The 19,089-nt window shown below is 64.0% G+C and carries 22 protein-coding genes; 16 read left to right on the top strand and 6 right to left on the bottom strand.

Annotation, left to right across the window (positions count from 1 at the left end; translation table 11 throughout):
• Nucleotides 1-66: 66 nt before the first annotated feature.
• The 7 genes from NKH43_RS27720 to NKH43_RS27690 all read left to right on the top strand — a co-directional run bounded on the left by NKH43_RS27720 (nucleotide 67) and on the right by NKH43_RS27690 (nucleotide 6,673).
• Nucleotides 67-747, top strand: a complete 681-nt coding sequence (locus tag NKH43_RS27720) for a hypothetical protein (RefSeq protein ID WP_036244507.1) — start codon at nucleotides 67-69, stop codon at nucleotides 745-747.
• 109 nt (nucleotides 748-856) lie between these two features.
• Complete coding sequence (locus tag NKH43_RS27715) at nucleotides 857-1,459, top strand: CDP-alcohol phosphatidyltransferase family protein (protein WP_352860834.1); 603 nt, start codon at nucleotides 857-859, stop codon at nucleotides 1,457-1,459.
• A 26-nt stretch (nucleotides 1,460-1,485) separates the two neighbouring features.
• Complete coding sequence (locus NKH43_RS27710) at nucleotides 1,486-3,273, top strand: bifunctional alpha/beta hydrolase/class I SAM-dependent methyltransferase (RefSeq protein ID WP_352860833.1); 1,788 nt, start codon at nucleotides 1,486-1,488, stop codon at nucleotides 3,271-3,273.
• Nucleotides 3,274-3,275: 2 nt separating this feature from the next.
• The gene (locus NKH43_RS27705; RefSeq protein WP_352860831.1) at nucleotides 3,276-4,619 is read left to right on the top strand and encodes a phosphatase PAP2/dual specificity phosphatase family protein; all 1,344 of its coding nucleotides are present in this window, start codon (nucleotides 3,276-3,278) and stop codon (nucleotides 4,617-4,619) included.
• Nucleotides 4,616-5,044 (top strand): hypothetical protein, encoded by a 429-nt coding sequence (locus tag NKH43_RS27700; RefSeq protein WP_352860829.1) that lies wholly within the window; start codon nucleotides 4,616-4,618, stop codon nucleotides 5,042-5,044. Before NKH43_RS27705 ends, NKH43_RS27700 begins: the two co-directional genes overlap by 4 nt.
• Nucleotides 5,045-5,052: 8 nt before the next feature.
• On the top strand, nucleotides 5,053-5,703 hold the full coding sequence (locus tag NKH43_RS27695) for a lysophospholipid acyltransferase family protein (RefSeq protein ID WP_352860828.1): 651 nt from the start codon (nucleotides 5,053-5,055) through the stop codon (nucleotides 5,701-5,703).
• A gap of 34 nt (nucleotides 5,704-5,737) precedes the next feature.
• On the top strand, nucleotides 5,738-6,673 hold the full coding sequence (locus NKH43_RS27690; protein ID WP_352481711.1) for a phosphatidate cytidylyltransferase: 936 nt from the start codon (nucleotides 5,738-5,740) through the stop codon (nucleotides 6,671-6,673).
• 132 nt (nucleotides 6,674-6,805) lie between these two features.
• On the opposite strand, the gene NKH43_RS27685 is transcribed toward NKH43_RS27690, so the two are convergent.
• The gene (locus NKH43_RS27685) at nucleotides 6,806-8,803 is read right to left on the bottom strand and encodes an AI-2E family transporter (RefSeq protein ID WP_502906518.1); all 1,998 of its coding nucleotides are present in this window, start codon (nucleotides 8,801-8,803) and stop codon (nucleotides 6,806-6,808) included.
• A 272-nt stretch (nucleotides 8,804-9,075) separates the two neighbouring features.
• On the opposite strand from NKH43_RS27685, the gene NKH43_RS27680 reads away from it, so the two are divergent.
• The 3 genes from NKH43_RS27680 to NKH43_RS27670 all read left to right on the top strand — a co-directional run bounded on the left by NKH43_RS27680 (nucleotide 9,076) and on the right by NKH43_RS27670 (nucleotide 12,157).
• Nucleotides 9,076-9,372: a hypothetical protein gene (locus tag NKH43_RS27680; protein WP_352860826.1), complete on the top strand. Its 297-nt coding sequence runs from the start codon at nucleotides 9,076-9,078 to the stop codon at nucleotides 9,370-9,372.
• Nucleotides 9,373-9,769: 397 nt separating this feature from the next.
• Nucleotides 9,770-9,991 carry an alkylphosphonate utilization protein gene (locus NKH43_RS27675; RefSeq protein ID WP_352860824.1) on the top strand — a complete coding sequence of 74 codons (222 nt, stop codon included), beginning with the start codon at nucleotides 9,770-9,772 and terminating at the stop codon, nucleotides 9,989-9,991.
• Between the two features lie 198 nt (nucleotides 9,992-10,189).
• Entirely contained in the window at nucleotides 10,190-12,157 is a 1,968-nt protein-coding gene (locus tag NKH43_RS27670; RefSeq protein WP_352860822.1) for an acyltransferase family protein, read from the top strand.
• Nucleotides 12,158-12,408: 251 nt separating this feature from the next.
• Here NKH43_RS27670 and NKH43_RS27665 read toward each other — a convergent pair whose 3' ends face one another.
• Nucleotides 12,409-12,687, bottom strand: coding sequence for a hypothetical protein (locus tag NKH43_RS27665; RefSeq protein ID WP_352860821.1), 279 nt, complete (start codon nucleotides 12,685-12,687; stop codon nucleotides 12,409-12,411).
• Nucleotides 12,688-12,905: 218 nt separating this feature from the next.
• Between NKH43_RS27665 and NKH43_RS27660 the strand changes: the two genes are divergently transcribed.
• The gene (locus NKH43_RS27660; RefSeq protein ID WP_352481649.1) at nucleotides 12,906-13,223 is read left to right on the top strand and encodes a hypothetical protein; all 318 of its coding nucleotides are present in this window, start codon (nucleotides 12,906-12,908) and stop codon (nucleotides 13,221-13,223) included.
• A 241-nt stretch (nucleotides 13,224-13,464) separates the two neighbouring features.
• Nucleotides 13,465-13,767: a hypothetical protein gene (locus tag NKH43_RS27655; RefSeq protein ID WP_352860819.1), complete on the top strand. Its 303-nt coding sequence runs from the start codon at nucleotides 13,465-13,467 to the stop codon at nucleotides 13,765-13,767.
• Between the two features lie 44 nt (nucleotides 13,768-13,811).
• Here NKH43_RS27655 and NKH43_RS27650 read toward each other — a convergent pair whose 3' ends face one another.
• Both NKH43_RS27650 and NKH43_RS27645 read right to left on the bottom strand, forming a co-directional pair.
• Nucleotides 13,812-14,417 carry a DUF6456 domain-containing protein gene (locus tag NKH43_RS27650; RefSeq protein WP_352860817.1) on the bottom strand — a complete coding sequence of 202 codons (606 nt, stop codon included), beginning with the start codon at nucleotides 14,415-14,417 and terminating at the stop codon, nucleotides 13,812-13,814.
• Nucleotides 14,418-14,479: 62 nt separating this feature from the next.
• Nucleotides 14,480-15,112 carry a GcrA cell cycle regulator gene (locus tag NKH43_RS27645; protein WP_352860815.1) on the bottom strand — a complete coding sequence of 211 codons (633 nt, stop codon included), beginning with the start codon at nucleotides 15,110-15,112 and terminating at the stop codon, nucleotides 14,480-14,482.
• 516 nt (nucleotides 15,113-15,628) lie between these two features.
• Here NKH43_RS27645 and NKH43_RS27640 point away from each other — a divergent pair.
• On the top strand, nucleotides 15,629-16,324 hold the full coding sequence (locus tag NKH43_RS27640) for an XRE family transcriptional regulator (protein ID WP_352860813.1): 696 nt from the start codon (nucleotides 15,629-15,631) through the stop codon (nucleotides 16,322-16,324).
• Nucleotides 16,325-16,542: 218 nt separating this feature from the next.
• Here NKH43_RS27640 and NKH43_RS27635 read toward each other — a convergent pair whose 3' ends face one another.
• Complete coding sequence (locus NKH43_RS27635) at nucleotides 16,543-16,845, bottom strand: hypothetical protein (protein WP_352860811.1); 303 nt, start codon at nucleotides 16,843-16,845, stop codon at nucleotides 16,543-16,545.
• A 182-nt stretch (nucleotides 16,846-17,027) separates the two neighbouring features.
• Between NKH43_RS27635 and NKH43_RS27630 the strand changes: the two genes are divergently transcribed.
• Both NKH43_RS27630 and NKH43_RS27625 read left to right on the top strand, forming a co-directional pair.
• On the top strand, nucleotides 17,028-17,513 hold the full coding sequence (locus NKH43_RS27630; protein WP_352860809.1) for a hypothetical protein: 486 nt from the start codon (nucleotides 17,028-17,030) through the stop codon (nucleotides 17,511-17,513).
• A 2-nt stretch (nucleotides 17,514-17,515) separates the two neighbouring features.
• Nucleotides 17,516-17,854, top strand: a complete 339-nt coding sequence (locus tag NKH43_RS27625; protein WP_352860807.1) for a hypothetical protein — start codon at nucleotides 17,516-17,518, stop codon at nucleotides 17,852-17,854.
• On the opposite strand, the gene NKH43_RS27620 is transcribed toward NKH43_RS27625, so the two are convergent.
• Nucleotides 17,851-18,300 carry a hypothetical protein gene (locus tag NKH43_RS27620; protein WP_352860806.1) on the bottom strand — a complete coding sequence of 150 codons (450 nt, stop codon included), beginning with the start codon at nucleotides 18,298-18,300 and terminating at the stop codon, nucleotides 17,851-17,853. The two genes, NKH43_RS27625 and NKH43_RS27620, sit on opposite strands and share 4 nt — an antisense overlap.
• A gap of 101 nt (nucleotides 18,301-18,401) precedes the next feature.
• Between NKH43_RS27620 and NKH43_RS27615 the strand changes: the two genes are divergently transcribed.
• A complete protein-coding gene (locus NKH43_RS27615; protein WP_352860805.1) occupies nucleotides 18,402-18,860 on the top strand; it encodes a GNAT family N-acetyltransferase in 459 nt (152 codons plus the stop codon).
• Nucleotides 18,861-19,089 lie beyond the last annotated feature (229 nt).

The raw sequence follows: 19,089 nt of genomic DNA, 5'->3' as shown, positions 1-19,089 counted from the left end.
TCGCATCAGGACGACGACCCTCCCTTCTGCCCTGCCGGTTCCGGCGGGCAGAGGGGGCAACTGTCGATGACCCGTTCTCCCGACGCTCCGGTTCCGCCTGACCAGGCGCAGCAAGCCCTGCAGTGCCTGACGACCGAGCATTTCGTGCTGCAAAATGCTCGCGCCGCGACCATTCAGGAAGCGAACCAGCGAGCCGATCTGTTCCTGACCTCGGTCTCGAGCGCAACCATTGCCTTGTCCTTCGTCGCGCAGGTCACGGAGATGGGCAGGCCGTTCGTGCTGTTCAGCCTGATCTTGCTGCCTTGCCTTTTCTTCATCGGCCTGGTCACCTTCGTGCGCGCGGTGCAGGTTGCCATCGAGGACATGGTGCATGCCCGCGGCATGGCCAGGATCCGCCACTATTTCGTCGAGCTGACGCCCGTCCTGCAAAGATACCTTGTCAATTCCACCCATGACGATCCCTCGGCGGTGCTGGTCGACAAGGGCCTCAGGCCCTCACCGCTGCAATATTTCATGACCACCGCGGGGATGGTGGGCACGATCAATGGCGCCATCGCCGGCGTCTTCACCGGCATCGTTGTAAAGTCCGCGTTTGGCGGGGGCATGACGCTCGGCGTGATTTGCGGGCTGCTGGTCTTCGCCGCATGCATTCTCATCCTGCGGCGTTACCACAGTCGCGCCTGGGCGGCGGCCGAACAAAGCTTGCCCGCACTGTTCCCGGGCGACAATGTCAACAGCGAAAGCTAGCGCCGACACATCCGGATGTCGAAAAGTGGCAGGGCGACGCCCTTGCGTCTTGCGCGCCAATTGACCATCCTCGCCAACATTATTTGCACCGCGGCCGGGGGGTTCGCATATGCCGACGCTTTATGCGCTGAAACCGGCCTTTCAGGCCAGGTTGCGGCCGCTTGCCGACGGACTGGCCAGGGCCGGCGTCACCGCCAACCAGATCACGCTGCTGGCCGCTGCCCTCTCGCTCTTCACCGGCCTTGTGGTGGCAGCCCTTGCCGGCCACCGCATGGTCTTTCTGCTGATGCCGCTCGTGCTGTTTACGCGAATGGCGCTGAATGCCATCGACGGCATGCTGGCAAGGGAACATGGCCAGGCCTCGAAGCTCGGCATGTATCTCAACGAGCTCTGCGATGTTGTCTCCGATCTCGCTTTGATCATGGCCTTTGCCGTCATTTTTCCTGCCTGGGGCGTCGTTGCATTCGCTATCGCGGCGGTGATTGCGGAATTCGCCGGCGTGCTCGGCATCGCGGCCGGAGCGGGGCGCAACTATGCCGGCCCCTTCGGCAAAAGCGATCGGGCGCTGGCGCTTGGCATCCTCGCGGTGCTTATCGCGTCCGGCCTGTGGGTCCCGGCGCTCACGCCGCTCGTGTTTCCGGCCATGGCTACACTCTCGCTGGTGACCGCCATCAACCGGATACGCGGCGGCCTTAACGGGAACGGCAGCTGAATTCCGGTCTCGCCAGGGAGAACAACATGCTTCACCAACAGACGGTTGCCGCCGTGGCTCCAGCCAACGTCGAGCGGGTGGCGCAGGAGCGCAGCTTCAAGAGCCATGACGGCACCGAGATCTTTTATCGCTATTGGCCGGCGCTGTCGGAACATCGCAAGGGTGCCATCCTGCTGTTCCATCGCGGCCACGAGCATGGCGGCCGCATGGCGCATCTGGTCGACGAGCTCCAGATGCCCGACCACGCCTTCTATGCCTGGGACGCGCGTGGCAATGGCCGCTCCGCCGGCGAGCGCGGCTATGCGCCGTCGTTTGCCGCGCTGGTGCGCGACATCGATTGCTTCGTGCGCGAGATCGGCAGTGACGGCTTTGCCCGGCGCGATATAGCGTTGATCGCGCAATCCTTCGGCGCCGTGCTTGCCGCCGCCTGGGTGCACGACTATGCGCCTGACATTCGCGCCCTGGTGCTGGCCTCGCCGGCCTTCTCGGTCAAGCTCTACGTGCCCTTCGCCAAGCAAGGCATTGCGTTGTGGCAGAAGCTGAAGGGCCGTTTCTTCGTCAATTCCTACGTCAAGGCGAAATTCCTGACGCATGATCCCGAGCGCATCGCCTCCTTCGACGCCGACCCACTGATCACCCGGCCGATCGCCTCCAACATCCTGGTCGAACTCTACGACCACGCAGCGCGCATCGTCGCCGATGCCCGCGCCATCACCGTGCCGACACAGCTTCTGATCTCCGGCAGCGACTGGGTGGTGCGGCATGGACCGCAGCACGAGTTTTTCGTCAATCTGGCGAGCCCGGCCAAGGAGCGGCATGTGCTGCCCGGCTTCTTCCACGACACTTTGGGCGAGCGCGACCGCCACAAGGCACTCGACCTGATCAGGCCTTTCCTCGAAAAGCAGTTCGCGGCGCCGGAAAAGCCGCTCGACCTGACCGGGGCCGACCGCGCCGGCTACACACGCGACGAGGCCGACCGGCTGGCCTCGCCGCTGCCGCTACTGTCACCCAAAGGTCTCTACTGGGCAATCAGCCGCGCCTCGATCCGCATGGGCGCATGGCTGTCGTCCGGCATGAAGACCGGGATTGCCACCGGCTTCGATTCCGGCTCGACGCTCGACTATGTCTACGAGAACGATGCGCGGGGCATCGGCCCCGGCGGCCGCATGATCGACCGCACCTTTCTCGATGCTATTGGCTGGCGCGGCATCCGCCAGCGCAAGCTGCATCTGGAAGAGCTGATCGGCAGTGCCGCTGAGACGCTGAAGGCCGCCGGCCGGCCGGTCCATATCGTCGATATCGCCGCTGGCCATGGCCGCTACGTGCTCGATGCTGTGCAGAAATGCGCCGAGCCGCCGGCCAGCGTGCGGCTGCAGGATTTCTCCGAGCTCAATATCTCGCTCGGCCGCAAGCTGATCGCCGAGCGCAAGCTGCCGGCGAGCGTCTCGTTCCATCAAGGTGACGCCTTCGACGCCACGATGCTGGCCGGCCTCGACCCGGCGCCGGATCTCGCCATCGTCTCGGGGCTCTACGAATTGTTTTCCGACAATGCGATGATCGCCCGCTCGCTCGGTGGACTGGCCGGCGCCATGCAGCCGGGAAGCCTGCTGGTCTACACCAACCAGCCCTGGCATCCGCAGCTCGAGATGATCGCGCGCAGCCTGACCTCGCATCGCGGCGGCCAGGCCTGGGTGATGCGCCGGCGCACGCAGGCCGAGATGGACCAGCTGGTGGCGGGCGCCGGATTCGAGAAGCTCGACCAGCGCATCGACCAGTGGGGCATCTTCACCGTTTCGATCGCCCGGCGCGTCTGAGCATGGACTTGCCTGCCTCTGCCTTGCCTCGCGATGCCCCTGCCCTTCCGGCCTTGCCGCGCGAGCCGTATCCCGGGATAGTCCTGCGCGCCGCGCTGTGGCTGGCATTTCTGGCGCCGTTCTTCTACTCCACCTACGGCTTCGCCAACTGGCTGGCGTCGCGGCGCGACGATTTCGGCAGCATCGTCTTCGGCTGGGAGCATGGCATCCCGTTCCTTGCCTGGACGATCGTGCCCTACTGGTCGATCAATCTATTCTACGGCCTGTCGCTGCTGTTGAACAATTCGAAGAACGGCGTCGACCGCCTCGCCGGCCGCTATCTGACGGCGCAGATCATCGCCGTCGCCTGCTTTATCCTGTTCCCGCTGACGGCGACCTTCGTGCGTCCGCAGACAAGCGGCCTGCCCGGTTTCATGTTCGCCGTGCTCGGCGGCTTCGACAAGCCCTTCAACCAGGCGCCGTCGCTGCACATCGCACTACTGGTCATCATCTGGGACCATTGGCGTCACAGGTTGACCGGCATCGCCGGCGCCGCCTGGCATGTCTGGTGTTTCCTGATCGGCGCCTCGGTGCTGACGACGTGGCAGCACCATTTCATCGACATTCCGACCGGCGCGCTGCTCGGCCTTTTCGCTCTGTGGCTGTTTCCGCGCGACGGCGAGCTGCCATTCGACGGCTTCCGCCTGAGCGTTGACCCGAAAGCGCGGCGGCTGGCGCTGTTCTATGCGCTCGGCGCAAGCCTTGCGCTGGCCAGTGCCGCTGCCGGCGCGTTGGTCTCGGCGCTGTGGCTCATCCTGTTGTGGCCGGCACTGGCGCTGGCCATCGTCGCTTTCGCCTATGCCGGCGCCGGCGCCAAAGTGTTCCAGAAAACAGCTGATGGCCGCGTGTCGCTGGCCAGCCGTCTCCTGCTTTGGCCCTACCGCCTTGTTGCCAGGGTCAATGTGTGGGCGTGGACGCGAAAGCTTCCAGCGCAGATCGTCATCGCCGACGGTGTTTGCCTCGGCCGTTTTCCGACCGCCGCCGAGGCCGACGCCTTCGGCACGGTGGTCGATCTTGCCGGCGAATTGGAAAGGCCGCGTGGCGCCTCGATCCGCTGGGTGAGCCTGCCCATGGTCGACCTTTTGCCGCCGTCTCGCGAGGCGCGTGCGCAAGCGGTGGCGGCGATCGAGACGGCGCGGGGCCAGGGCACGGTGCTGGTCTGCTGTGCGCTTGGCTTCCAGCGCAGCGCCGCCGTCATCGCCGAATGGCTGGTCGCCAGCGGCCGGGCCGACACGCCGGCTCAGGCGCGAGGCAAGCTCGCCGCCGCGGGCCGGCCGGTGCATCTTGGCGTGGACGCACCGGCATGACCGCCTTTCGAGATAGGGCCGAGACGTTCGCCGCCGGGCTGATGGTGCTGGTGGCATGGCCGCTGCTGCTGGTTGCCGCTGCCTTGCTGGCGGCGCCGGTCGTCGGCCTGGCGGCAGTGCCGCAAACATCGTCGCTGTCGGCGGTAGCCTGGCTGATCGCCGCAGCGGGTGCCATAGCCACAATCATTCTCTCGGCCCTGCTTTTGTTCGACGCGCTGCTGTTCCGGCTGATGGCCAGCCACGCCAGCGAGGCAGGCGGCGGTGCCGCGGTCGACGATGTGCTGGCGCGCATGCGGCTGAAACCCACGGCGGCCGGCGGCCGCTCGCTCGACCAGCGGATAGCCGGCACGCGCCGCCTGCTTGCCAAGCAGCGTATCACGTTCGGCCTGTTCGCGGCGGCCTCGGTCGTCGCGGCATTCTTTTGAGCCGGTCGATGACAAAGCTTCGTGTCAGCACTTATACCTTGCTGCAGACGGTGACCTCGGTCGGCCTGTCGGCGCTGGCCTGGGCGGTCACCGGCGTGCGGCCGATCTGGAACGGCAGCCAGCCATCGGACCGGCAGCGCATCTACTTCGCCAACCATGCCAGCCACGGCGATTTCATCCTGCTGTCGGCCTGCCTCAGCGAGAAGGAACGCGCCAGTACCCATGCGGTGGCCGCCGCCGATTATTGGGGCAAGACGCGGCTGCGCCGTTTCATTGCCGAGGACATGCTGTCTTCCGTGCTGATCCACCGGCAGTGGACGGATGAAACGCAGCACCCGATCTCGATCATGCTGTCGGTGCTCGATCAGGGCCATTCGCTGATCCTGTTTCCCGAAGGCACGCGCAACATGACCGACGAACCGCTGCTGCCGTTCCGCTCCGGCCTCTACAATCTGTCGATGGCGCGGCCCGATGTCGAACTCATCCCGTGCTGGATTGAGAACATGTCGCGGGTGCTGCCCAAGGGGCAATTCGTGCCGGTGCCGCTGCTTTGCCGTGTCGTCTTCGGCGCGCCGATCGCTATTCAACCGGGTGAGGAACGCCGCGCCTTTCTCGACCGTGCCCGCGAAACGCTGCTGGCGCTGAACCCCCGGCCGTAACGAGACGATTGAGGACCAAGGCAAAATGCTGCCGATGATGCACGAAACCCTCATTCTGATTGTCGGCCTACTGGCGGTGCTGATCAGCGCCAGCGTCGTCGCCGGCGTCTTGTCATGGCGCGCGCCAAAACCGTTGTCGCCGACGCTGGTCAACCTCACCCAGCGCATCAATGCCTGGTGGGTGATGGTGGTGGCGATCACCGTTGCCTTCTTCTTCGGCCGCCCCGGCATGACCATCCTGTTCGCGCTGATTTCCTTCGCCGCTCTGCGCGAATTCGTGACGCTGACACACAGCCGCCGCAGCGACCACTGGGTGCTGCTCGGCATGTTCGGCATCGTCATCCCGTTCCAGTACTGGCTGGTGTGGACCGCCTGGTACGGGCTCTTCACCATCTTCATCCCGGTCTACTGCTTCCTGCTGATGCCGGCGATCACCGCACTGCACGGCGACACCGAACGCTTTCTCGAGCGCGTCTCGGCGCAGCAATGGGCGGTCATGATCTCGGTCTACTGCGTCAGCCACGTGCCGGCGCTGCTAACACTCGAAGTACCCGGTTTCGAAGGCCGCAACCTGTTGCTGATCGCCTTCCTGATCGTCACCGTGCAAGGCAGCGACGTGCTGCAATATATCTTCGGCAAACTGTTCGGCCGCCACCTCCTGGCGCCGACGGTCTCGCCGTCGAAGACCTGGGAGGGACTGGTCGGCGGGCTGGCGGCATCGAGCCTGCTCGGCGCGCTGCTGTCGTTCCTGACGCCGTTTTCGCCGCTGCAGGCGGCCGGCGTCGCTCTGGTCGCCTGCCTGATGGGATTCTTCGGCGGGCTGGTCGCCTCCGCCATCAAGCGCGATCAGGGCGTCAAGGACTGGGGCCACCTGATCGAAGGCCATGGCGGCATGATGGACCGTGCCGACAGCCTGGTCTTCGCCGCCCCGGTGTTCTTTCATACGGTGCGCTATTTCTGGACAGTATGAGGGTTGGCGCCGTTTGCCGCGGCACCGTCCGGACGGTTCAGCGCGACTTTGCGAAGATAACCTGATCCGTTTCGTTATTACCGTTTTCGCGAAAACGGTAATAACCCCACCTGCCGCCGTCATTCGCCGCGCTTATTTTGCCGCGGCGAGCGGCTCTTTCTTGCGCGCCGGCGCCAGGCGGCGCATGCGGCGTTTGGCGGTGGTCTTCAGCGCCACCGGCGGATTGCTGGACAACGCACCGAGCACCGCACCGACCATTCCGTGTGCGACGAAATCAGCGTTGATCTCATTGGCCAATTTGGCGGCTGCCTCCTGGTTGTCACTGTCGGGTTCCGACCACAACACGATACCCACCCGCAACCTTGGTTTGGCGCGTTTCAGCCGACGGACCAGGAACCGGCCGTGCTTGACGGAATTCCGGCTCAAAAATCCGACGACGGCGGTATCGATAGCGTCGAGCTCAAGGCGGCGAATGCTCCCCGGTTCCATATCGGCGAAGCTCGCTCTCAACACCGTGGCGCCCTGGACTTCGAGCACCTGTGCCAGCATGGCGGCAGCCGCGTCGTCGAGTTCGCCGCGCCCTCCGGCGCACAGCACCGACATGCCCGTGCCATCCGGTAGTTCGGTGTCGTCCCCGCCCTGAACCTCCCCCTGAACCTGCTTGTCCTCGTGTGAGCCGTTGTCCTCGGCCGCGGCAGTGTCGCCCGCTTCCGCCTCCTCCTGCGCGCTGTCGTCGAGGTTCGCCACCATCGTCAGCGCGCTGCCCGCGACCTGCTGTCGTTGCTCATCGCTCAACACACCACGCACACGGTCCTGCTCGCCGAGCAGAAGTGCGGGAATCGCGACCTTGTCGTAGAACTCGACCAGATATTCTTCCTCCAGCATCTCCTCGGCATGGTCCGTCGCTTCCTCGGGATCGCCGGCCAGCAGCCGCTGGTAAAGCCGGGCGTGCGGTTCGAGCACGGGTTCGTTGCCGAACAGAACGTCGAGGAATTCGAACTGCGGCACATGTCGGCCGAGCACGACGAGGCAGACCGTGAGCGGCGTCGACAGAACGAGGCCCAATGGCCCCCAGAGCCAGGTCCAGAAGATCGCCGCGACGATGATAGCCAACGGCGACAGCCCGGTGCGCGAGCCGTAGAGCCAGGGTTCGATCACGTTGCCGGTGATCAGTTCCACCACCACGAAAAGCCCGGCGGTCCATAGCACGAGCGACCAGCCGGGCGCCACGGCCAGCGCCAGGAACAGAGGCAGCAGCGTCGCGATAACCGGGCCGATATAGGGAACGAAGCGCAGCGCCAGCGCCAGCAAACCCCACAGCAATGGATTGGGTATGCCCAGCAGCCAAAGTCCGATTGCAATCGGAACGGCATAGACGATGTTCACGACCAATTGCATGAGCAGATAGCGGCCGACGCGCTTGCCGGCATCCTGCAGCGCCTCGGTGGTTCGATGCAGATCGCCGTAGCCGACGAGGCGTATGAAGCGATCGCGCAGGTCCTCCCGCTCGAGCAGCATGAATATGACCACCACGACGATCAGTCCGGCCGATGCCAGCGGGCTCAGCAGCGGGCCGATCAGATTCTGGAGAACCTCGAGCGGTCGTTCGCGCGCGACGATTTCGACCGGGATCGGCTCCCGCGGAGGCTGATCGGCGGCGGGTTGCGCGGGTTCCGGTCTGTCGAGTTCCTGGCCGACGCGTTCGATCACCCGGCTCAATCTGGAAACGATGCCTCCGCCGACGCCGGTTTCCTTGAGCGACCGGACCTTGGTCAGGATATTCGCCTGGTAAAGCGGGATGTTCTGCGCCAGTTCACTGACCTGTGTGGCGACTATGAAGGAGAACAGCGCCAGCACCGTGAATGCGCCGAGCACGCTGGCGATCACGGCAGGAAGACGCGGAATGCCGGCTCGCTTGAGTGCCGACACCATCGGCACAAGCGCAAAGGTAAGCAGCAGGGCGATTGCGATCGGCAGAAAGACCTCGCGCCCGAAATAGAGCGCCGCGACGGCCGTCACGACCGACGCTACGCTGGGCAACGATGTGCGCGGAAGCGCCCTGGCCGCGGAAACAATGCTCGCCCGCCGGGTCTCCGACAGGTGCGCGCCGTTTCGACTATTTGCCGCCACTTGATACCTCCGCCCCGCCATCGCCATGATCGGGCATATTGAGCCGGCGTGCAACTTCGCAACCTCTCCTGCAGCGAAGCTTTGATTTGCCGTCGTTTGGCTTGCTGCCGGCAGCGCGGCAGTTCCGTCACGGTAGAATTTTTTGCATAAATGGCGGCACCAGCAATCCTGTTCCATGCTTGCGCCAGAACCTGGAACTTTTGGGTCAAAACGCCGTTCCTTCGTAGATCGCTAATGGACAACCTCAAGGCAGCAGCTCAGGAGGAATGATCATGAACATCAAGATGCTTTGCATGGGCGCGATGGCGCTTTCAATGATGACCGGCGCAGCGCTTGCCGCCGGTACCACTGGCACTTCGGCGCTCGACGATCCGCAGAAAATGACGCCCTTCTTCACCGACGCCGGCATGAAGACCATGAAGTCGGAAGCCGAAATCAAGGCGGCATGGATGGCCATGTCCACGAGCGACCGGGCCATGATGTTGAAGGAATGCAGCGACGCAGGCATTGCCAAGATGCATGCCGACTTCTGCAAGATGGCCAACCAGCTCGGTGGCGCCAACAAGTGACCGCCGGCCTCTTGCCGATTGCAATAACGGACCAAGCGAAAGGGCGGGCAGCTCCGCCACTTTCCTGTCCGCACCGGCCGGCGCTCAGCGATTTGAACTCGTGCCGGAATATCTGCGTAATGAAGGCCACGGCTTTTGTTCGATTGCCGTGGCGCCATCGCATGGACGACGGCCTGGTCGGAGCGCATGTCGCGGAGCGGCAATGCCATTATGGGCCCAGGGGGGTCCCGTCTGCTCGCAACCCGGGTTTTCCGATCGGCCGTCCACATGGCATTGACAGCCGGCACGCTTGACCCAGGGGCTTGACCCGGCACGCTTGACCTCGCCGCCAACCGTGGGATAGGCCGGGGACTGGCCCAACCACCTCCGCACCGGAGCCCCCCGCGAAAGACCTGCCATGACGGACACGATCGTAAGAGACAGCAATGGCACGGCGCTGCACGAGGGCGACTCCGTGACCCTGATCAAGGATCTCAAGATCAAAGGCACCTCGGAGACGATCAAGCGCGGCACGCTGGTGAAGAACATTCGCCTCACAGGCAATCCCGGCGAGATCGAATGCAGCACCAGGCAGGTAAAGAGCCTGGTGCTGAAGACCGAGTTTTTGAAAAAGGCGTGATTGCCTCGGCACCCTTCGCTTCGCTTCAATATCAATCGCTCTCTTGACTGAACCGCTCATGTGAGTGAATCGCCCACGCTGGGAGTTGGAGGAGCCGCGCCCTCCCCCTATGTTGCACTGCGTTAGATTTGTTGCATTGCAATATCGGCGCATCGGGTCGAGCCTCTGCGAGGTGGGTATTCCTTGCACGAGGTGACTGTGTCGGCATCATTTCGGCCTGACATCGAAGGGCTGCGCGCGCTGGCGGTGGCGGGTGTCATTGCCTTTCATTTTGGTCTCTCCGGTCTGCCCGGCGGCTTTGCCGGCGTCGACATCTTCTTCGTCATCTCCGGCTACCTGATTACAAAACACCTGGTTACGGAAATCACCGAAACCGGGCGGCTGAATCTCTGGCGCTTCTACGCCCGGCGCGCCCGGCGCCTGTTGCCGGCGGCACTGTTCGTCATCCTCGCCACGCTGTTCGCGGGTTATTTCATCCTGTCGCCGGAGGAACAGGCGCTCTATTCGAAAGGCGCCATGTTCGCCTCCGCCTACATGATCAACCTCTGGCTGATCCGCTGGTCGTTTGACTATTTCGCCGCCGACGCCACCAACAACCCTTTCATCCACTTCTGGTCGCTCTCGGTCGAGGAACAGTTCTACCTGGCATGGCCGGCGCTGCTTCTTGCCGCCGCATGGCTGCGCCCAGGCAAGCGCACCGCTATAATCGTCATCGGCGTCGCAGGCCTAGCCTCCTTCGCCGCCTGCGCCTGGCTGACCGAAGTATCGCAGCCCTGGGCCTTCTACTTCTCGCCGCTCAGGGCCTGGGAATTCGCCGCCGGCGGCCTCGCCACCATGGCGCCGGCAAGGATCTGGCGCGACCGGCCGCTGCTGGCCACCCTCCAGGCATGCCTCGGGCTGGCGCTGATCGCGTGGGCCTATCTGATGCTGGACGAAGACTCGCCCTTTCCCGGGGTGAATGCGCTGGCGCCTGTCGCCGGCACCGTGCTGCTGCTGCTCAGCGGCAGCTGCCGCAATCTGCCGAGCGCCGTGCTGGCGCTGGCGCCCCTGCAATGGCTGGGCCGGCTTTCCTATTCGCTCTATCTCTGGCACTGGCCGGTCATCGTCTATGCCGCGATGGTGGTTCCCAACCTGTCCACGTTTGACCGGCTTGCCTGCGCGGCGCTGACGCTGCTTCTGTCGATGTTCACCTATCATTTCATCGAGAACCCGATCCGCCGCAACGGCTGGCTGATGGCCGGAGCGGCGCGGGCGCTGGTGCCCGCCGTCGCGCTGACCGGCGCCGGCGTGGCCGCGGCCTATGGCAATGCGCGCTTTGCCGAGCACAATCTCAGCCCCGAACAGCACGTCATCGCCGACAGCGCCGCCCAGCTCTCCACCGTGCGCGCCACCAATGGCGGCTGCGTGCTCGATTTCGAGACCGTCAAGCCAAAGCCCTGCATGTTCGGCCGCAAGGACGCCCAGCGCTCGGTCGTGCTGTTCGGCGACTCGCATGCCGACCATTGGTCGACGCCGCTGATCAAGGCAGCCGAGAAGAACAACTTTCGCGTCGTCACCTTTCTCAAATCCTCCTGCCGGGCTTCGCGGGTGACGACCTGGAACTGGCGGCTGAAGCGCGACTACACCGAGTGCGACCAATGGCGCCAGCAGTCGGTCAAGGACATCATCGCGCTCAATCCGCAACTGGTGGTGATCTCGGAATTCTCGATCGGCAATGTGATCAAGGAATCGCCCGAGGAGTTAAAGCACGCCGATTGGCAAGAGCAGTGGCGGACGGGCCTGACCTGGACGCTTCAAGCATTCAGCCAGGCCGGCATCAAGGTCGCGGTCATCAGGGACGTGCCCTACAATGCAAGCTACGCCGACAAATGCGTGGCGCGGGCGCTGTGGCGGGGACAGACGCCCGCGACATGCGATACGCCGAGGATCATGGCGGCAAATGACGACATCGCCACGATCGAGCGCGACATCGTGCGCTCGACACCCAACGCCAGCTATATCGACATGACCGACCGCTTCTGCGACCAGACCACCTGCCACGTCTTCATCGACGGCAAACTCGCCTTCCGCGACCGCCACCATCTGGCAACGCCTTTTGCCGAGACGCTGGAGCCGGCGGTGGAGCGGGCGCTGTTTTCGGATGTGATGGCGGCGGCTGTGAAGTAACGGTGCCGGCAGCCTTTCCCGCCGAATCCTTCAGGCGGGCTTGGTGCCACGTTGACCGACACGGCAACCATCCCCGGGGTCAGCTAAGGATGAGACCCGCGAGGAAAACGGTAAGGATAAGCGACAGCGGAACTGCAAGAAGGCAGCACAGCTCGAAAGTATTGGCTCCCCAAGAAGTCATTGGGCGCTTTTTCATGTTGGCCTCCTCCCTCAACGGCCAGACCGGGACGGCAGTTCCGCTTAGATGGTGCTCATCCCCACCACTCATCATGCAATTGACGCAACTCGTTCCGCTTCCTGGTCATCCATCGTGCACGCGCCAGGTGTGTCGCCCACGCCCGGAAAGCCCTGTCTGGCTCCTCCTCCGGATCAATGTGCAGAACGATGCGGGCGACCTCACGCCAATCGGTCCCTTCGGCCGACGCGTCGAGCAGCCGGATATAAGTAAGCATGCGATCCTCGTCATAGCCGGTCGGCACTGAAGACGTCGGCGCTGCGTTCGCGATATGAGAGTTTGGCTGCTTTGGCATTGCGACCTACCAGCAATGGCGCACCGTAGCAGCCTATGAAGAAGCCGGCGCCCTTTGATCGGAGGATGCGGATCGAGATTCGCCTCGACGGTCGGCAAATGCGGGCCTCAGGCGGCAGTTCGCCGCCCAGGAGGGCCACGCCTCATCACATCGCGATCGGGTCGACGCATTCCATGTATTTTAGTGGAACCTAATTTAGTTGGCGCAATTATGCATGCGTGAAAAAGCGTGAAATCCAGACTGTCACTGAAAGCTGGCTATCGCGAGATCAGTTGGCCGATGATCCAGTGATTGCCGTCGATTTGACCGAACGGATATTACAGGCGGCCGAAAACGACAGGATCGTCTGCCTCGTCGTGGCAACGGAGCAGCTGGAAACCGACAGCATCGAGAAAGCGGAACCTCAGGAGACCAGGATTGCCGCAAGTTTCGTCCGGGACTTTGAGGTGATGCTGCTTGTTCTTTATGCGGCCTACGCCCTCGCTGTGCTGGGTGCGACCGCCTTCGTTTTGCTGGAACTGGGCCATGTTCTGTAGATCGGCAGGTGACGGGACTGGCGCTGGCCAATTTGTCGCTGTTTGACGGGATACATAGGGCGCGGACCACGACCCGCTTGAGGCTTGCGTCGGCGGCCCCACCCTGGCGCACAGCCAGAGGCGTTTTTGCCCCGCTGGCGCTAATTTGGGGCCCTCGGTTCGTGACATCTTGCCAATCTATGGAACGAGGCTGCCCCTCGGGGGTTTTTCTATTAGAGGGACGTTAAAGAAGGAGGTAGCTATGAAGAAGCTCCTGCTTGCCTCGGTGATCGCCATCGCCTCGGCGGCTTCCGTGATCGGCCCGGCGAATGCCGGCGGCAGTGTCACGATCGGCATCGGCAACGGCTATGACGACGACTATTATTATCGCCACCATCGGTATTCCGATTACGACGATGAGTACGTCCCCCGTTACCGCTATGATGTCTATAACGAGGACTACAGGCCGCGCTACCGGCACCACCGGCGCTGTCATACCGAGGTCGTCAAGCATTGGCGTCATCACCACCGGGTTATCGAAAGAATCCGTGTCTGCCGTCGTTGACGGATCGATCCGGCCGGCAGTGCCGGCCGGATCGGTGGGGCTCCTCACCTCGGCTTGCGCATCAGCATCATGCCGTAATACACAGCCAATATGTCGAGCCCGATCTTGAGTAGTTTCACCACCACGTCGCGCGGCTCGCCGGCCTGTTCGGCCAGGCTCTTCACCGTTGCGTCGGCACAGCAGACCCTTTGCACGATGCCGGCGATTTCCCAATGGGCAAGCGCCCTGGTGGCCTCGGCATGGTCGCGGCCGGCGGACAGGATGTGATCGGCGACACCGCTGCCAGTGCGGCCGCCGTCGACGCGCTCGGCCCAGGCCATCGGCTTGGCGCTTGCCTCCGACGAGTTGCGGAAATCCTGGCGGTAGCGCATGCCTGCCTCGCGCTGCTGGCGCGACAACGAGGTGAGGCCGGTCAGCGGGTCGACATTGCGCACCCGCACGATGCCGCCGGTCGCGGTGTGGCCGTCATTGGAAACCTCATAGAGGCGCGCCGCCTCCTGCGTTCCCTTGGCCAGCCGCTTGCGGCCGAACCGGTCGTCCTTCAGCGCGAAATCATGGCCGATCTCCTTGCGGATGCGCACCTGCTCGGCCTCGCCCTTCGGCAATCGCGGCAGCCTGGTTTTGGTCTTTTGGACGGTTTTGTTGCTCATCGGCTCTGTCCTCCTGGTTTTCTGTCGTCGGGCTCTGGCGAATTTCCGTCATCCAGCGGGGCTCAAATTGCTTTGGCCGGCAGCGTGCGCAGGAAGCGCGCCGCGTGATAGGCGCAGTAGCTTTTCGAAGGCCTTGTGCGCAGCCCGCAGCACAGCATGTCCAAACCGGGGCGGCTGCCGGGGGCGTCGTTTTCCGCATCCTCCTGCGGCGTCGTATCGAGCGGCGCGCGGCAGCGGTCGAACAGGCAATCGATGAAGCGCATGGCGACGAAGTGCGGCTGGCGGCCGCCGGCGGCGATCGGGCGCGGCGCCGGCATTTCGAGCGGCTCGCCATCGGACCCGGTGATCCGAACCGGACCCGGCTGCCAGGCCGGCGGCGCCAGCCTGGCCGACAGCCTTGCCGGGCGGCAGTGGTGCTCGGCCGGTACGGCCCCTGCCTGGCCGGCGGGGTTCGACGGCTCTGGCGCCGATTGTCCATGCCGGCCGCCCGACCGTCCGCTACACCAGCCCTTGGATCTGGCAAGGCCGATGGTGCGCAGACGGGCGGTGCGGTGGACGATGCCGATGATGGCCGCGCGCGAGGCCGGGCGGCCGCGCAGCGCACTCAGCCGGGCGGCGATCTTCGCGGCCGACAGCCCGCTCATCAGCCAGTTCTCGATTTGTTCCAGTTCGGAGGCGGAGTAGCGGGCGGCCATGACGTTCTGTTCCCTGCAAAGGTGGTTGTGTGCGGCGCCGGCTTCGCCGGCCTCAGGCTCGAAAGCCGGTCAGCCCTCGCGCGGCCTGCTACGATCGAGCTTCATCTCGGCCGCCTGCCTTGCGCCGGAGGCTGCCTTGCCCGCCCGCTTATCGAACGCGATGACCGTACCGTCCTCGGTGCGGATGCAGGAAACCGCGGCATCCGCATTGACGGCCAGCAGGCAACTCGTGGCCGGAGCCGTGAGGGAACGGCTCCGGCCGTTCCGGCCGCTTGCGCTGCCGGATCCGAGGCGCGAGCCTCGGGCATCGTCCCGGCCGGGGAGGAGGACAGCCAGGACGAAGGCGAAAAGGCTGGCACATGCCTATCTCGGCCGCCTCCTTGGCGCTGAAGGGCGGATTCGAGGACCGAAAGCTGGCGGAGCGACTTGTGCATGGCTACATAAGAGCATAACTCAAGTGGTAATGCAAGTGATTCTTGCATAGACGAAACCGAATCTTGTGCCTCAGATGGAGCCATGGTGAAAACTGCACTGTCGATCAAGGTCGGGGCGGCGATCCGCCGGGCGCGCAAGCAGCGCGGCCTGGTGATGCGCCACATTGCCGAGCACAACGACACCGACGTCGCTGCCGTCGGCAATTGGGAAACCGGGCGCAACCTGCCCAAGACCGAGAACCTTTTGAAGACCGCCGCCTTCCTGCGCGTCGACCCGGTGGCGCTCGGCAAGGGCGAGGTCGCCTTCCTCGAAGATGCCGGGCCGGTTGCCGATGCCGAGATCGTCACCGATCCCGGCCCCCTGCCCGCCGGGCCGATGGACATCCAGCTTCTCGGCACCGCCGTCGGCGGCGACGATGGCGACTTCACCTTCAACGGCCAGCCGGCCGGCTATGTCCAGCGGCCGCCGGGGATCCGGCATCTGCGCAACGTGTTTGCGCTGCACGTGCTGAGCGATTCGATGGTGCCGCGCTACGAGCCCGGCGAGATGATCTATTGCGGCGGCCGCGACGCCGTCCCCGGCGACCATGTGGTGATCGAGACGCTGCCCGAAGAGAACGAGCAAAACGGCAAGGCCTTCATCAAGAAGCTGGTCAAGCGCACCGCCGCCGAGCTGATCGTCGAGCAATACAATCCGCCCAAGACGCTGACCTTCAACCGCTACGCGATCAAGAACGTCTTCCGCGTCATCCCGCTCAAGGAACTGCTGGGGTATTGAGGCTTGTTGCCTTCTCCCTTTGTGGGAGAAGGTGGATCGGCGCACAGCGCCGAGCCGGATGAGGGGTGCTGGAAGGAACGCGGCGGAGGAAATGTAGACGCGATTTTAAGCACTTAGGCCATCAAGGTAGCGATCCGTCCAACACCACCTCATCCGACCGAGCTTCGCTCGGCCGCCTTCTCCCACAAGGGGAGAAGGGAAGAGCAGCACGCCCTCCCTCAAGCCCGCCTCGATTGCTCCAGCTCTCGACCGTTGAGCAGGCGCGCCTCGGCGCGGGCCCGCTGCCGGTCGTCGATGAAGGCAGCCTGGATCGAAACGGCGGCGCCCGGCAGGCCGTCGGCCCGGCAGGCCTTGCAGATCAGGCGCCCCGAAAGTGCTGATAGCGGTGTCTCCGGCATCACCCCATGCCGCTTGAGCTCGGCCGGCTTCCACCACCTGTTGCGGCCGCAATCGATGCACTCGACGGCAATCGAGACGACATCGGCGATCGTCGCTTCCTTGCCCGCTAATGCCATGGTCATCCCCATCGTTGTTCCTGCTTTGTTCGCAACATTATCGGTTTTCGAGGCGGAGTCGAGTCGGTTCCGCTTACACCGGCGTGAAAGTTTCACTTGTTCATTTATTTGAGTTATGCTTATATCTCATGCAAGCTGGAATCGACGCAGCCGCGGCCGCTCCGTCCACCGAATGCAAGGGAGTGACGATGGACCTCGCCCAGTTCGCCCAGGCCTGCGGTTATGCCGGCGACAGCCCGGCCATGCTTGCCGCCTTCGCGGCCATCCGCCAGGACGGCATCCGCACGGCGCGCCAGGGCCATCGCCAGCGCAAGGCGGCGATCGACCGGATGAAGCCGAGCCGCGCTTTGTTCCTGGCGGCGATCCGCCCGGCGCAGTCGGCCGAGGAGGCGATCGAGGACGCCGCCCGCTTCCTGTCGATGTTCCGCAACATGCCGCAGTGGCGACAGGAAAGGCGCAGCGCCGACCTCGCCCGCGCCAGGCAGCAGCGCCTCTTCGCCCGCTTCTTCCGCCGCTACGGCTATCGCCTCTGGGCGTTGGAGGCGGCCTATCGTGGCGGGAGCGGCCGCTGGCCGATCAAAGCTGCTGGCTGCGGGCGAAAATGCGGCCGTAGTCGGGATCGCCAATTTCGGCGAAGTGATGGGAGCGCAGGAAGCGCTGCAGCCGGGGATTAGGTTTGGCGCACGTCGCCGCGTGGACATTCCAACGGATCAGCCTGAATTTGCCGATCGGTGGCATAGGCCCGGACAAGCCTCCACAAGACGAGCAGGACGCCTTCGCCACCACCGTCGATATGGGCAAGGTTGACCAGCAGCGTGCCGCCATCGCGATTGAATTCGGCCAGGACGGTGGCGCTGCCCATGGTAAAGGAAATCGGGCGGCCGAAGGCCAGCAATTGATCCTGGTCCGCGCGCGACAGTGCCCGCAAAACCTCCAGCGAGACGCCTTCAATTTCGATCCGCATTGGCTGGTTGACCATCGCCGGGTTGCTCGCTTTCGACCGATTTTATCCTAGTCTGCCTGCCAGAAAGACAGCTGGTAGTCCTCCAGGTCTTTGGGCTCCGGATCGAAAAACTCGACGACAAACCTTCGGTCCGGAAACCGCCATTGCAGTTTTGCTTCATAAATCTCCTTGAGGACTGAGCCGAGGAACACGAGCTTGTCGCGAGAAATGTCGGCGATGCCCAAGGCGTGAATATCGGCAATATGCAAGTGGTTCATGACCGCTTCCACAGACTGTCGCGTGGCGTTGGGGTGTCGTTCGAAGCTTCGCAGGCCCTCCTCGCTGAACCCTTCCATCAAAACGTAGCGTTCGAACGTTACGAACTCCGGCCAGAAAACGGTGCTGTACCCCACAGCAAGTGCAAATCGGCCCTCGCAGCCAACCCAGCTTTGTAAATCGATGCCGGTCCCATTGTTCCAAGCTGCCAATTCGGCCTTCATGCTGGCTGGAACATCCATATCGTTTCCTCCCGATCTTCACCTGTCATAGGTCTTTCAACGGCTGCTTTCCACTAGCCGACGCTTGTCGTCGCCAAATCCACGCCGTATGTCTCCGCGCGATGAGCGAGATCGAATTCCGTCGTGCCCAGGCGCCCGACCTGCCGGCGATCGTTGCAATGCTTGCCGACGATGCGCTCGGCGCAGACCGGGAAGACCCGTCCACGCCGCTCGCGCCATCCTATCTCGATGACTTCAGCGCGATCGATGCCGATCCCAACCAGTTGCTGGCCGTGGCCGTCGAGGGCGAGCAAGTGGTCGGGACCCTGCAACTCACCTTCCTTCCGGGTATCTCCAGGAAGGGTGCCTGGCGCGGCCAGATCGAAGGCGTACGCGTCGCCCGGCAATGGCTGTCCCGCGGCGTCGGCAAGCTGATGATCGAATGGGCGATTGAAACGTGCCGTTCGCGCGGCTGCAGCCTTGTTCAGCTCACCACTGACAAGGAACGACGGGAGGCGCACGCTTTCTACGAGCGCCTCGGTTTCACCGCCAGCCATCTCGGCTACAAGATGGCGCTGTAGGTCGCTGCAGCAGGCGCCGTCGGCGAAGCTGCCGATCTCCCCCCTTGCGGGGGAGATGCCCGGCAGGGCAGAGGGGGGTGCTGTCCCTCCGACCTGTCAACCAATCGGAGCCAAACCCTCAGGCTGATTCGAGTTGGCAACAACTGAAGTCGAAGTTGGCGATCCGTCCCACCCCCCTCTGTCCTGCCGGACATCTCCCCCGCAAGGGGGGAGATTGGATGTTGCTTCG

Origin of the sequence: Mesorhizobium sp. M1163, from assembly GCF_040318415.1 — a bacterium.
Taxonomy (GTDB): domain Bacteria; phylum Pseudomonadota; class Alphaproteobacteria; order Rhizobiales; family Rhizobiaceae; genus Mesorhizobium.
Note: the sequence above shows the minus strand (reverse complement) of the source record. Positions and strands in the feature narration are given on the sequence as shown.

Bases quoted from the DNA above. Each gene is read 5' to 3' on its own strand.
- NKH43_RS27720 (WP_036244507.1), top strand. From the start codon at position 67: ATGACCCGTTCTCCCGACGCTCCGGTTCCGCCTGACCAGGCGCAGCAA.
- NKH43_RS27715 (WP_352860834.1), top strand. From the start codon at position 857: ATGCCGACGCTTTATGCGCTGAAACCGGCCTTTCAGGCCAGGTTGCGG.
- NKH43_RS27710 (WP_352860833.1), top strand. From the start codon at position 1,486: ATGCTTCACCAACAGACGGTTGCCGCCGTGGCTCCAGCCAACGTCGAG.
- NKH43_RS27705 (WP_352860831.1), top strand. From the start codon at position 3,276: ATGGACTTGCCTGCCTCTGCCTTGCCTCGCGATGCCCCTGCCCTTCCG.
- NKH43_RS27700 (WP_352860829.1), top strand. From the start codon at position 4,616: ATGACCGCCTTTCGAGATAGGGCCGAGACGTTCGCCGCCGGGCTGATG.
- NKH43_RS27695 (WP_352860828.1), top strand. From the start codon at position 5,053: ATGACAAAGCTTCGTGTCAGCACTTATACCTTGCTGCAGACGGTGACC.
- NKH43_RS27690 (WP_352481711.1), top strand. From the start codon at position 5,738: ATGATGCACGAAACCCTCATTCTGATTGTCGGCCTACTGGCGGTGCTG.
- NKH43_RS27680 (WP_352860826.1), top strand. From the start codon at position 9,076: ATGAACATCAAGATGCTTTGCATGGGCGCGATGGCGCTTTCAATGATG.
- NKH43_RS27675 (WP_352860824.1), top strand. From the start codon at position 9,770: ATGACGGACACGATCGTAAGAGACAGCAATGGCACGGCGCTGCACGAG.
- NKH43_RS27665 (WP_352860821.1), bottom strand. From the start codon at position 12,687: ATGCCAAAGCAGCCAAACTCTCATATCGCGAACGCAGCGCCGACGTCT.
- NKH43_RS27655 (WP_352860819.1), top strand. From the start codon at position 13,465: ATGAAGAAGCTCCTGCTTGCCTCGGTGATCGCCATCGCCTCGGCGGCT.
- NKH43_RS27650 (WP_352860817.1), bottom strand. From the start codon at position 14,417: ATGAGCAACAAAACCGTCCAAAAGACCAAAACCAGGCTGCCGCGATTG.
- NKH43_RS27645 (WP_352860815.1), bottom strand. From the start codon at position 15,112: ATGGCCGCCCGCTACTCCGCCTCCGAACTGGAACAAATCGAGAACTGG.
- NKH43_RS27640 (WP_352860813.1), top strand. From the start codon at position 15,629: ATGGTGAAAACTGCACTGTCGATCAAGGTCGGGGCGGCGATCCGCCGG.
- NKH43_RS27635 (WP_352860811.1), bottom strand. From the start codon at position 16,845: ATGACCATGGCATTAGCGGGCAAGGAAGCGACGATCGCCGATGTCGTC.
- NKH43_RS27630 (WP_352860809.1), top strand. From the start codon at position 17,028: ATGGACCTCGCCCAGTTCGCCCAGGCCTGCGGTTATGCCGGCGACAGC.
- NKH43_RS27620 (WP_352860806.1), bottom strand. From the start codon at position 18,300: ATGGATGTTCCAGCCAGCATGAAGGCCGAATTGGCAGCTTGGAACAAT.
- NKH43_RS27615 (WP_352860805.1), top strand. From the start codon at position 18,402: ATGAGCGAGATCGAATTCCGTCGTGCCCAGGCGCCCGACCTGCCGGCG.